Below are 13,178 nucleotides of genomic sequence, written 5' to 3' on the forward strand. Positions count from 1 at the left end.
TGTCTCTTTCCCAACTCCTCGAGGTATTTCTAGCGCAGTCGGCCCACAATTGCGAGCGCCGTCAGTTGCGGCTGTTCTGCGAACCATGATTCGATCGCGGCAATATGCGGGTCGAGCTTGGACGGCATACGAGGTCCTATAGGCCGACGAGTTCGCCAACGCGTTGCACGCGGCTCGCCGACCGTCACGGTCTTGCCGAGCGTCTTCGCGGTGAGCGGGTTGCAGGCAGCGCACCTGTCCGGCACGACCATCGACGCGATTGCCTAGTTCCTCTTGGGTTACGCGAATCTCCGCCAACGGCGCGAGCGGATCGAGCCAGCGATACTGATCGGGTAGCCGTTTCTTCACGGCCGTGGTCTCCGTGTGATGCGCCAAGGCACGCTCATAGGGCGTCGATGGGAGATGATAGTGCTTGATCGCTTTGGCCCCTTCGCGACGCTTCTCCTTCAGCTTCAACTACGGTTGGAAGAAGTTGACGTAGAGCCGTGCCGCCGCGTAGAGGCGGCTCATCATGCGCGCTGTCTCGACGCCATCGACGCGACCATAGCCCATGACGGCGGACAACCGCACCATTCTTCTACTCGACAACGCCTGATCGTTCTTCTTAGGCCGCGAGCGTGTGACTTCGATCTTCTGTTCACGACACCATGGCACGACGAGATCGTTCATGAAGGCGCTGCCGTTTTCGAAGTCCACGCCGCGCAACAGCCGGGGGAAAAGACGTGCGTGGTTGATCGCCTCGACGACCAACGAACCCCCCCGCGTGGGCAAAGGCTGGCACTCCGTTCGGCCGGTGTCGACATCGACCACCGTTAGAGTTTGGATGAACGAGCCAGCCCCCCACGTGCCGCCATGGGCGACCATGTCGACCTCGCAGAAGCCGGGCACCGAGCTGATCCAGTCGTTGCACGTACGGATCGGGGACATCGCGCATGATTGCCGAATAGAATCCAGGACGGCGCCGCCTGCCGCCGCGATCTTCACAGACGAGCAGGCGATCGATGGTCAACACGATCACGGTCCGACTGACCAAGCTGCAATCGGCCATGTTTCTCAAGGGCCGGTAGCAAGGTCCGGACCATCAATCACCTTGAGCCGCCTACCGCACACCCGATCCGACGCGTCCCACAGCGCCGTCAGCGCATCCTTGATACGTCGCGCCCTATCTGCTCCCTCGCTTTCTTGTTGCCTCAACCTCGCGCGGTCCAACCGCCTCGCGTCGCCGGACCGCGCGCACCGCATGCTTACGATGCCAGCTCGTCGTCGCGCATAGCTCGTCGAGGATCCGTCCCTTCTCCGCTCGTTCGGCCGCGATCATCGGCGAGAAGTTGTCCGGTAACATTCTGGGCAAGGCAATGCGACCCCGAAGGGCCGCGTTAGCGCAACGTGTGAAGCAATTTTCCCTCGCGACATCAGCGGAACGCGTTTGCGCGGAGATCATGTTCAAACAAAGAGGTAAAGCGCGATGACGCTTCAACCCAACCTCATCGCGCTTTTGGCTGTCATACCTCGATGCGCGTGAGGTCTTCGCCGATCACAAGGGACCCGAAGAGTCCTGCCTGACAAACACCCTGCGAGCAGCGCGTTCTGCATGGCGTGGTCGGTGCGGACGGTGATGTGTCAGCGCCAGACGCCGGCTTTGGCTGCTATCTTGCTGACCGTGTCACCGCAGGCGATCGCGTATTTCGCCAGCCTGCGGGAATGCTCGTTGTTGATCCCGGACGTTGCCAGGAACCAAACCTGCACGAGCAAGCGGCGCTCTCGGCAAGCCGCTTGAGGACGGGCCAGGGAACGGTGTCGCCGGAAATGGCAATGACCGCCTTTCGCTTCGAAACGATAGCCGAGGCACATCCAAGAAATGCCGTTGACATGTCGAGCCCTTCGCCATGCGAAACGAGTTCGGGGCTGATCTTACAGCGGTCTGTGTCGAGGATTTGGCCGGGAATGATGTCGGTCGCGCCACCGGCTTGCAGCCGCCAAAGGTCGGCTCGCCCCGATCACCGCCAGGCGATGTCCTTGTCGTAGACCTGGGTCACAAGCGTGTTGACGAGCCGTTCGGTGTCCGAAGGCCCAAAGATCAGCAGATCGTCCTTGCGCCCATGGATCCGCGAATTCAGCATCACATCGTAGAGGTGGCGATACGAAACCGGCGCAATGCTATCCGCAGCGTTGCCGAATGGGGCACAGTGTTCGCCGATCCCGTGGTCGCCACCGCGATCCCCGACCTGCTCCTACATCACAGCCACGTACTGCCGATCCGCGGCGACAGCTCGGCTCCTCACCAAGCGCAAAAGCGGCCTCATCAAGGCGCCGACGCCCGGTGACGGCCCTCCGGCCCGGCACCGGCGGAAACAACCTTCAACCGAGATCATAATCCCGATGGTGGGGGCGGTTCCAGATGGCGTTTGACACCAAGGGGGTCGCGGATCGGTGTTTCCGGCCCGGTTTGGATAGTCATAGGCTGCAAGCCCTCTTGATTTGGCCCCCTCGGCCGCCGCGTTCCGGCGTTTCCATCCGGCCCGTCGCCCAACATGCTCGCACCCTCCAGACCTTCGCTTTCGCGGGCGTGTTCGCCTGGGGTGCTCCGTACGCCGGTCTGGATCCAAATTTGGTATGCGACGCTGGAATTGCCGTCCGGCAACGCTTTATTCGATAACTGCAACGCGTTAATCGAGTTTCGAGCCCTGTCCCGAAGCGTCGTCGGAGACCCCGATTAACGCGTTACATTTGTCTGAAAAACGCGTTACAGTTCCCGGGAAGTAACGGGGGGCGTCGGCAAAACCCTGCCTACTCACCTTGCCTACAACACTCTCCCTCTGGAGGGGCGCCCCGAAGCGCAAACGGCGATTCCAGCGTAGGCGAAGGTGCGGAAGGTTTCGGGCGCGCACCCATCCTTGTACCGGCCGCTTCGATGGCTTCCGGGCTGTGCCTGCTTGGACTTCCAGGTAATCGAGATTGCGTGTGCTCCTGATGTCTAGTTAAGCTGGCCCAGAAATGAAGAGGCCGCCAACAAAGGCGACATCCAACCTCGCGAGCAATTCTGGGCAGGCGAACTAAGAAGGGCGGCTGTCCGGGCCCGAGCCCGGACCGAACAGGCTGCCTGGGCCCTACAAGCCGGCTGATGAAGTTTTAGAGCGGTTGCCCGGTGAACTCCGCCCCTGTGCGACCTCGCGCCCCACGGATGTTCAGACCCTCAGCAATCTGCTTGTAGGTCAACTCATCATCCAAATCGACCCGAACACCTTGAGATGCTGGTTTATGACCGCTCACCCATTCGGGTGCGGCCAGCGCATCAACGATCGGTTTGACAATTCGTCAAAAGTCATCGCCGGCCCTTAGCTTCAAATCGAGAACGAATGGCAACGGTCGTTTTGGCCTGAGCCGAAGGACGCCGCCCAACCTAGTTTCGTACCGGCAAAGGTGGTCGAGGATTCAGGGCCCACGCCTTGTCGGTCGCGCCGGCCAGCAGCGCCGGGGCGATCCAGATCGAGTTGCCGCCGGGCTCGGATGCGGACCGCGGGTATGGTCGATGCGGCGACGATAGGCCGCGGTCACTGCGCCGGCAGATGCTCACCTAAGGTGATCCCGATTGCGTCGGGCGTGCGGGTGTGATTTGCAATCGACCATACCGATATGCGCCGCGGCATTAACTCTCTGGGCCCGCTGGTGAATGAAGCGTTTGCGCTACAGGTGCGAGACTTCTACTCAACAAGTCTGCGATGATCGGCGACGTACATTGCTTTTCCGCTTGATCTCAAACGGCTTGCTTGCCATTCGCGATGTCGCGTTTGGCCTCGGCCAGATCGCTCGCCATCATCTCCTGGACGAGCTGCGCAAAAGTCCGCTTTGGCTTCCAACCGAGCACCTGGCGCGCCTTGCTGGCGTCGCCGACGAGGAGATCAACTTCGGTCGGACGGAAATAAGTCGGATCGATCCTCACCACAACCTTGCCACTTTTGTAGTCGATTCCGATCTCGTCCACGCCCGCGCCGCGCCATTCGATGCGGCGGCCAACCTGCGCGAAGGACAGCTCGACCATGTCGCGCACCGTATGCGTCTCGCCGGTGGCAAGCACGAAATCATCGGGATCGTCGACTTGCAGTATCATGTGCATACCCTCGACGTAATCCTTGGCATGGCCCCAGTCGCGCTTGGCCGCGAGGTTGCCGAGATAGAGCGTTTGCTCCAGCCCGACCTCGATGCGTGCAACTCCACGCGTGATCTTGCGGGTGACAAAGGTCTCGCCGCGGATCGGGCTCTCGTGGTTGAACAAGATGCCGTTGCTGGCAAACATGCCGTAGGCTTCGCGGTAGTTTACCGTTATCCAGTAACCGTAGAGTTTCGCGACACCATAGGGCGATCGTGGATAGAACGGGGTGGTCTCCTTCTGCGGGATCTCCTGCACGAGACCGTAGAGCTCGGAGGTCGAGGCTTGGTAGAACCGCGCCTCCTTTTCCATGCCGAGAATGCGGATCGCCTCCAGGAGACGCAGCACGCCGATGGCGTCGGCATTGGCGGTGTATTCCGGGCTTTCGAAACTAACGCCGACGTGGCTTTGGGCGGCAAGATTATAGATCTCGGTCGGCCGGATCTGCTGCACTAGTCGAATCAGATTGGTCGAATCCGTCATGTCACCGTAATGCATCAGGAACGGCACCTTACCGACATGCGGATCTTGATACAGGTGATCGACGCGCGCCGTATTGAACGAGGACGAGCGCCGCTTGATCCCATGCACGATATAGCCAAGCGAGAGCAAATATTCCGCCAAATACGCGCCATCCTGGCCGGTTACGCCGGTGATCAGAGCGATCCGCTCACGCATGGAAAAGCCCTTTCTTCTAAATCAAGGTCGCGAGTGGACGCTCTCCCCCTGCACGTTACCCCAACAAGCACGATAGTTTCCGAAAACCAAACTCGAGAAGGTCTTTTTGGGCATATCGGTTACCGGGTCAACCCCTGATCACACGAGGTATGGCAATGCGAGGGGCGGGGTTGTCTGTCCTGTCTGTGGGGCGTTCGGGCGACAAGTAATTTGGCTTAGCGTGATCAATAGCCGCTGCAAAATATGCTACCGTTTCGGACCTCGCGGCATGGTTCCTATAACTGGCGATAATGGCGCGATGGGCTGTAGCGAACATTATGTCTCTCCCGGATCATAAATCACGCCTCGTCAACAGATGTGCGAGCGAGTTACTTGGTCCGACCGGACGGCTAAGCTATCGGCGGTTTCCATTGCAATCGGGGTAACGGGCATCTCGGCTGCGACCCAGCATCGGACCTTGACGATCAGCCTTCGTCAACTCGTCAATGATGTCGAGGATGCGGAAATGCCGACCGTTAGCGAATCGGTCGCGAGCGGAATCCAGTGACGAGCGGTCGATCGGGCTCGCTTCAACCAGGATTAGGAGCGCGCGTTCTCGAGGCTTTGCCGTGAGCTCGTCGCTTCTGGACGGTGAGCCCTTCCTCGCGATAGAGAACGGCCGGCGGTACCCAAAACGTCGCCGCTCGTTGGCGAGCTCACGCCGCCGGCCCCGCAGGGCCGTGTCCAGAGGACGGCTGAAGCTGTAAGATCATCTTCCGATCCGCGCCTGCGATCGAGCAGGCCCGCCGTTCCGACAGACTCATGACAGTTCGCAGATGCGCGGCCGCAGCCCGCTTGGCGGCGGGCCCGACATTTTTTGAAAGTAGCTCGCGCGCGGTCACATCGAAGATCTGCCCGGTGAGAATTCTCCAGTTTCCCATTCTCATATACAAAGGCTCTCAACGCTTTTGCCTCAGAGACATCTATATGGCCAAATTTGGCCTTCCAGCTGTAGATCGTCACTTCGGAAACCCGTGCCTGAGCCAGGTCGGCGGCTTCGCCTGCCCTCATGCTACCCAACACGGCGATAATCTGCTCTTTCATGAATGTGCCGGCTCTATCTGTCCCGCCTTTTGAACTGGCGAAGCCATATTAACTATGAGCCGCGACAATTGACCGGCTCTTAAATTCACCTTTCTGTTGTTTTGTTTATTTAATAGTTTAAAATTCAATAAGGCATTTTCAATCCAAAATGTCGGCTCGACATTCGAAGAAACCAGCGGTAGCGGTTGCGGTAGATTGGTATTGGTAGGAGTATTGTCTTGGCCATCGAATTCAACTGGGCAGAGTCGGGGAACTCCAATTTTCAGCTCGCGACGGGGGTCACTCTAACCGCCGGAACGATCAATCCGAACGATCTGTTGATCGCAGTTGTCGTACCGCTGGTGCCGCACACTGGTGACCACGGGGACGGACCACTGGTTGGCCCTCCGTCTGGCCCCGTCCAGCCTCCGCCGGGTTGGGCGCAGTTGGACAATACAGCGCTGTCGCTCGATGGCGTGCCCGCCAACGCATCGATCTTTTACAAGGTCGCAACGGGCAACGAGAGCCAAAACCTTAACTTTAGTTGGTCCAATCAGTCTGACTACTCCTGGACGCTGCTGAGCTATTCCGGCGTGGATCCGACCTCGCCGATCGACGTCTTCGGAGGTCAGACCAACACGAGCAACTACCTTGATGAAACGGTCGCGCCGTCAGTGACGACCACCAGCCCAAACGACACCCTTGTCAGCGTTTGGATGAGCAAAGGCGGCGCCGAGGGTTATACGGCAGACCCGACGACCACCGTCCGTTCCAACACCCGTTCAAACACATACGAATTTCCCCAGATTATGGTCGCCGACGAGCACCTGGCATCTCCCGGAGCGACCTCGCCCAACGAGATGGACCAGTTGTATCCGACCGTAAATCAGCGCGGATTCTCAATCGCGCTCCGGGAGGCCGCATGCTTCATGGCGGGGACAATGATCCGTACGCCCGATGGAGAGTATGCTGTAGAGACGATGGTTCGCGGAGACCGCGTCTTGACGTCCGACGGCCAGACGGAACGGGTCGTCTGGATAGGGCGTCAGACCATCTGCATGCTGTTCGCAGATCCGCTCCGTGTACTGCCGGTTCGCATTCGGGCCAACGCCCTCGGTGAGCACGTGCCGTCGCGCGATTTTCTAGTATCGCCTGATCACGCAATCCTCGTCGGAGGTGTTCTCATTCAGGCCGGTGCGCTGGTCAATGGCACATCGATCGTGCGCGAGACCAAAGTACCTCTGACGTTCACATACTATCATGTCGAACTGGAACATCACTCCTTGATCTTGGCTGAGAACACGCCTGCGGAGACCTTTATCGACAATGTCGATCGCCTCGCCTTCGACAATTGGCATGAACACGAAGGACTGTACCCCGAAGGCAAAGCCATCGTTGAAATGCCATTTGCTCGCGCCAAAGCACACCGACAGGTACCTCGGGTCATCCGCGATCTCCTCGCCGCAAGAGCAATAAACCTGGCTCCATCCGGCGCAAAGATAGCTGCCGCCTGATATTTCATGCCCGACTTCGCCTCTCAGCCGTCAAGGACATTTTAGGTTCGGCAGATCTTGATCTCGGGGCTCGGCCGCGACATTTTTGCTGAGCGGAATTCACGATTATCTCGCGGCGCTTCGGCTGTCTCGACAGGTAATCTGCCGCAGGATTGCACGAGAATGACGGTCGGCGAACTAGCCCTGCTCGTGTGCGCCCAGGTCGTGATCCTGGGCTCCATTGGTGTGGTAAAATTGCATCTTTGGCGATCAGACGTCTTGAACCGGGATTTTGGCTCCTCGTCAGCTTGGCGTGATCGGGATGCTCTGCGTGGGGCTTCCTCCAATCGGCCCTCTCGCAACGCGCCGCGTCATGGCAGACGCTCCAAATCGATGTTTCGGAAAACCTTCCGCTCGTCGATTTTGACGATGGTCGGGCAGATAACCGGTCAATTGGTCAAACCGACACCAAGACCCCTGGATACCGCGCAGAGATCGCGCTCGGTGTCGCGAAGCGGCGACGAGCCTCGCGTCTTTGATTCGGGAGGGAGCGTTCGTATCCCGGCTGCTCTCCCCGCTGGCGTGAGGATATATGCGATCGGAGACATCCATGGCCGCGCGGACCTGCTGCGTTCGGTACTCGAACAGATCAGTTCGGACTGTACGAAGAATCCGGCTGAGCGGCCAATGCTCGTTTTCCTGGGTGACTACATCGATCGAGGACCGTCGTCGAAGGAGGTCCTCGATATCCTGGTCAGATGCAAAGCCAATATCGAAAGCATCTTCCTGAAAGGGAACCACGAGACTTTCGTGTCAGCTTTTCTTCAGGATCCTATGGCGCTGGACTCGTGGCGGACCTGCGGCGGCCTTGAGACGCTCCACTCCTATGGCCTAAGGCCGACCCTGCAACCCGACATCCAGGAAAGAATTGACCTTGCAGTGCAATTCGCCACCACCCTACCCGACGATCACCGGGCATTTCTTGACTCGCTGCAACCATGGTTTCAGTGCGGAGACGTCCTGTTCGTGCATGCAGGAATCCGCCCGAATATCCCCATCGCTCATCAAGACGAAAGCGATTTCCTATGGATTCGCGAAGAGTTCCTCAATTTCACGGCGCCCTTCGAGGCTTTCGTCGTCCACGGCCATACGCCCGTGCGAGTTACGGATGTGCGGACCAATCGCCTAAACATAGACACCGGAGCCTTCGTAACGGGGCGCCTGACCTGCGTCGCAATTGAAGGCTCTGCAGTCAGACAAATCTCAGGAGCGGCGTCGCACGTTGACACACATGCGACGCCTTGATGGGCCGAGCCAACTCACCTCTCCTTGAATGCGCGCTCAGCTTGGTCCATGAGAGGTTTGGTCAGATAGGACAATGCCGTTCGACCAGCCGTCTTGATGAACACTTCGACGGGCATGCCGGGCACGAGCTTGGCCGTTCCGAGCTTTGCGAGCTCATCGGCGCCAAGACCCACTCGCACTGTATAGAAGCTATTTCCGGTCCTTTGATCCTGGGTGAGGTCCGGCGAAACCATGGTTACCGTGCCTTCGATTTCCGGCGTGGTTTTCTGGTTGAACGCAGCAAAGCGTAAGGCCGCCCGTTGACCGAAATAGACTTGGTCGATATCCCGCGGCGAGATCTTCACCTCAATGGCAAGCGTGTCTGCATCTGGAACAATAAGCATGATTTGCTCACCAGGCGCGATCACCCCGCCAACGGTATGAACCGTCAGCTGATGCACGCGACCGCTTTGAGGGGCACGAATGTCCACGCGGCTCAGTTGATCCACCGCCGCAGTCTTGCGTTCCGACAACTCCGATAGCTTTGCGCGCGTTTCGATCAGATCCTTGCCAACCTCTGTTCGCAGATCCTGATCGATCTGGATCATCTGCAGTTGGATCTCGGCCGTCTTTCCCTTTGATTGCGCAATGGCCCCGGTCAATTGACTGCGCTCACCCTCAAGCCGTGCTGAATCACGCTCAAGCGCCGTCAGTCGTGCGATCGGGACGAGATTCTTCTGCCAAAGGGCACGAACACCCTCGAGTTCCTGACGGATCAGATCGATTTCCTTAAGCTTCGCATCAACCTGGCCCGAATATCCTTTAACTTCTTCCCCCAGTTGCGCAATTCGCTCCCTCAGCTGGGCCTTCTGGCCAGCCCTGGCTTCCCGTCTTAAATTGAAGAGGGCTTTCTCGGCCGCTACGGCATGCGCGGCCACCGAAGAGGGGTCACGAGCGCGCTCGATCAAAGGCTTTTGGAAGACGATCTGATCTGAATTGTCGCGCTCTGCCTCGAGACGACCTTGACGAGCAAGGAGCTCATCGACGCCTTGAATGACAATCGTGGCGTTGGCGAGCGTTTGCGTCTTGTCGAGTCTAATCAGGATCTGCCCTGCATCGACATGATCACCCTCGCGTACGTGCATCTCACCAACGATGCCACCTGTCGCGTGTTGCACCTTCTTGACGCTTGAATCGACGACAACCACGCCCTGACCGATCACGGCCCCAGTCAATTGTGAAGTCGCGGCCCAACCACCAATTCCAAACGTCGCAAACAAAAAAATAAGTGTGCCAACGATTATGTAGCGCTGAATAGATCGTAACGCTGGCGTGGCCACTTCGCCGTCCATCAGCTTCCTCCATGTCCGTCAGCGACAACCCTCAGCGGTACCGGCGTGCGCAAGACCTTCCTCAGTACCTCTTCCTTGGGCCCGAACGACTGCACTCTACCTTCTCCGACCACCAGAACGTGATCGACCCCTTCGAGGGCCTTAGGACGGTGAGCAACAATGATAACGATGCCGCCACGGCGACGGACGCCGAGGATTGCCTCGGTTAGCGCCTCCTCACCCTCCGAATCGAGATTGGATGTCGGCTCATCCAGCACGACAAGAAAAGGATCACCGTAGAACGCGCGGGCAAGGCCGATCCGCTGACGTTGACCGGCCGACAGCGCCATTCCGCCCTCGCCCACACGCGTTGAATAGGCATCGGGGAGAGACAGGATGAGGTCGTGCGCGCCGGCAGCGTTCGCAGCTCCCAAAACCGCAGCGGGGGTAGCTTTGACGTCAAAACGGGCGATGTTGACGGCAATGCTACCGTCGAACAATTCGACATCTTGAGGAAGATATCCAATATGTTTGCCGAGTGACTGGGATGACCAGTGCTCGAGCGCCGCATTGTCCAGTTTGATCTTGCCGCGAGCATGTGGCCACACCCCAACAAGCGCCCTTGCCAACGTCGACTTGCCTGCGCCGCTTGGACCGATGATACCGAGCGCTTGCCCGCCCTTCAGCGCGAACGATACATCCGATACCAGGGGTTTCTGGGAGCCTGGAGCTGCGACATGAAGCTGCTCGACGACCAGCGCGCCGGTCGGCGGTGGCAACGCGAGCGGCTCCTCTTCGCGCGGCAAGAGCTTGAGCAAATCGTCCAGGCGACGCCCTGCCTGCCTTGCTGCAACAAAGCCCTTCCAGTTTGCGATTGCGATCTCGACTGGGGCAAGTCCCCTGGCAGTCAAGATCGAGCTGGCGATGATGATACCTGCGGTAGATTCCTGATTGATGACCAGATATGCACCCACCGCGAGGATTAGCGATTGCAGAAGCGACCTGAACGTCTTCGAAATGCCGCCGAGCCCGCTACCGATGTCGCTGGATCGCTCGTGGGCCGCCAGATATTTCTGATTGACGTCTTGCCATCGCTCAGCGGCCTGACGCCGCATTCCCATGGCCTGAAGCACTTCTGCGTTTCGTCGTCCTTCAGCCGCAAGGGCACTGCGCAGAACTGCATGTCGTGACGACGCTTTGGCCGGGCCGCGGCTTTGAATTTCCGTAAGAGCGGTGAGGCCGACCAGTATTACCCCGCCGAGCAGGGCAGCGATTCCGATCCAAAAATGAAAGAGGAAGCAGATACCCAGGTAGATCGGTATCCAGGGCAGATCGAATAGGGCGGCCGGGCCGGTGCTGGACAGGAAGCTGCGAACTTGGTCGAGATCGCGCAAAGGCTGCAAACCATCGCCGTCACCTCGTGTTTTGAGCGGCAATCTGACGAGCGCATCAAAGACCCGCAATCCCAGCCTTTCGTCGAGGTATCGGCCGACGCGCAAACTTATCCGGCTTCTGACCAGGTCAAGCCCGCCTTGAAGCACGTACAGCATTGTCACGAGGACCAGCAGCGCCACAAGAGTCGGGATGCTGCGGCCCGGCAGAACCCGGTCATAAACTTGCAGCATGAAGAAGGAGCCATTCAGCATAAGAAGATTGCTCAGGCCGCTGAATATCGCGAGAGCCCAAAAGATACGACGGCAAGAAACGACGAAAGTGAGCACCTCGGAGCGTGCGTCGCCGTAGAGCGCATCCGCACCCGTGCGCTCGCGGAAGATTCGGGAACGGATCGTCTCTAGGACCCCGCCGGACATCTTCAATCGAAGCCGATCGACGATGATCCCCACTGCAGCCCTAGCCACCTGCAAGTGAGAAACTTCGATCGCCGAAGCGTCGGGCGGCGGGAACTCCCGCCGCGATCCCAAATCAGTCATACGTCCCCCGCAAACTGGTCTGTCTTCTATTCATCAAGCGCTATCCAAAGTGGAAATCGTGGGTATCGAGTGCGCTAAGTTTGGTGTTTTTCAGCGTAAGGCTGTCGGAGCCGGCGGCAATGACCACATCACTACCGACTTGAGAAGCATGAGCCAAAACAGTTGCGAAACTGTCGAAAGCGGTGTTGTTGAATTGTATCACGTCGTGATTCCAACCGCCGGCGTGGAAGTCCTTGATGACGTCGTTGCCAAAGTTGGCCGCGAAAACGAACGTATCAACGCTCCCGTTACCCCGGAAAACGTCATCCCCATTCGTACCGGTAAGCGTGTTTCTTCCGGTTGATCCCAGAATTGCTGCCCCATCACTGTTGGCAACAACGTGCCCTGCGCTGTCGACTTCTTGCGCCGTGAACGTATGAACGGTGTTGGGGAAGCCGGCTTTGGTCGTGTACGTCCAGGTTCCATCCGACCCCACGGTGGCCGAACCAATGGCCTTCGTGCCATCGAACAGTTTGATAGTGCTGTTGGGATCGGCCGTACCCTTGAGTGTGACGGCCCCCCAACGGTTCTCCGAAAGATTTGTGAATTCGACATCGGCCTGCGCAGCGACCTCGAGGTGTGTAATAGCGGAGGCCTGGCTGGTATTCCCCGCGGCATCCGTCGCTGTCGAGGTCAAATCGTGTCCACCAGCGCTCAGATTGCCTGCATCGAAGCTCCACGCCCCAGCGCTGGTTGCAGTCGAGGTCCCGATCTGGACGGACCCGTCAAAGATCTTGATCAGGCTATTCGCCTCTGCGGTACCCTTGAGCATGACGTCGTCAAGGATGGTACTGGTCGTCGCGATCGTCCCAGTCTGCGAATCAACACCCATCGTCGGCGCGGTCGGAGCATGCGTATCAATCGTGATCGCAAGTGTCCCTGACGTGGGGCCGCCGGACGCATCCTGCACGGTAAGATTGTGAGTTCCATCGTTGAGCGTGGGCGTCGCCAACGACCAGTGCCCGCTGCCGTCCACATCGGCGCTACCCAGCTGAGTGGAGCCATCGAAGATCTTCACGGTGCTGCCGGCGACGGCCGAGCCCGTCAGCGTCAGCGTGTTGTCGTTGGTGATGTGGTCACCGACAACGCCGCTGTCGGTCGTGAACGACGTGATCGTCGGCGCCGCAGCCGTCGCGGCGATCGTCACCGAGACCGGCGAAGACGCCGTGCCGGTGTTGCCCGCAGCATCGGTCGCCGTGGCCGTGAAGCTGTG

The 13,178-nt window shown here is 58.9% G+C and carries 8 protein-coding genes; 3 read left to right on the forward strand and 5 right to left on the reverse strand.

Features of this window, described 5'->3' with window-relative positions; translation table 11 throughout:
* Positions 1 to 456: 456 nt before the first annotated feature.
* Entirely contained in the window at positions 457 to 927 is a 471-nt protein-coding gene (locus tag L6639_RS41175) for a transposase family protein (RefSeq protein ID WP_237867114.1), read from the reverse strand.
* Between the two features lie 959 nt (positions 928 to 1,886).
* Here L6639_RS41175 and L6639_RS43670 point away from each other — a divergent pair.
* Positions 1,887 to 2,324, forward strand: coding sequence for an ATP-binding protein (locus L6639_RS43670; RefSeq protein ID WP_377819227.1), 438 nt, complete (start codon positions 1,887 to 1,889; stop codon positions 2,322 to 2,324).
* 1,430 nt (positions 2,325 to 3,754) lie between these two features.
* Here the strand turns inward: L6639_RS43670 and gmd are convergent.
* The gene (gene gmd / locus L6639_RS41185; protein WP_237867118.1) at positions 3,755 to 4,825 is read right to left on the reverse strand and encodes a GDP-mannose 4,6-dehydratase; all 1,071 of its coding nucleotides are present in this window, start codon (positions 4,823 to 4,825) and stop codon (positions 3,755 to 3,757) included.
* A gap of 1,301 nt (positions 4,826 to 6,126) precedes the next feature.
* Here gmd and L6639_RS41195 point away from each other — a divergent pair.
* Positions 6,127 to 7,401 (forward strand): Hint domain-containing protein, encoded by a 1,275-nt coding sequence (locus L6639_RS41195; RefSeq protein ID WP_237867119.1) that lies wholly within the window; start codon positions 6,127 to 6,129, stop codon positions 7,399 to 7,401.
* A 162-nt stretch (positions 7,402 to 7,563) separates the two neighbouring features.
* Positions 7,564 to 8,685, forward strand: coding sequence for a metallophosphoesterase family protein (locus L6639_RS41200; protein WP_237867120.1), 1,122 nt, complete (start codon positions 7,564 to 7,566; stop codon positions 8,683 to 8,685).
* Positions 8,686 to 8,699: 14 nt separating this feature from the next.
* Here L6639_RS41200 and L6639_RS41205 read toward each other — a convergent pair whose 3' ends face one another.
* The 3 genes from L6639_RS41205 to L6639_RS41215 form a co-directional block, all read right to left on the reverse strand.
* The gene (locus L6639_RS41205; protein WP_237867121.1) at positions 8,700 to 10,016 is read right to left on the reverse strand and encodes an HlyD family type I secretion periplasmic adaptor subunit; all 1,317 of its coding nucleotides are present in this window, start codon (positions 10,014 to 10,016) and stop codon (positions 8,700 to 8,702) included.
* Positions 10,016 to 11,926, reverse strand: coding sequence for a type I secretion system permease/ATPase (locus L6639_RS41210; protein ID WP_237867122.1), 1,911 nt, complete (start codon positions 11,924 to 11,926; stop codon positions 10,016 to 10,018). Before L6639_RS41210 ends, L6639_RS41205 begins: the two co-directional genes overlap by 1 nt.
* A 40-nt stretch (positions 11,927 to 11,966) precedes the next feature.
* A partial coding sequence (locus L6639_RS41215; protein WP_237867123.1) for an Ig-like domain-containing protein occupies positions 11,967 to 13,178 on the reverse strand: 1,212 nt, incomplete at its 5' end.

It is taken from the genome of Bradyrhizobium zhengyangense (assembly GCF_022012555.1).
In the GTDB taxonomy this organism is placed as follows: domain Bacteria; phylum Pseudomonadota; class Alphaproteobacteria; order Rhizobiales; family Xanthobacteraceae; genus Bradyrhizobium; species Bradyrhizobium zhengyangense.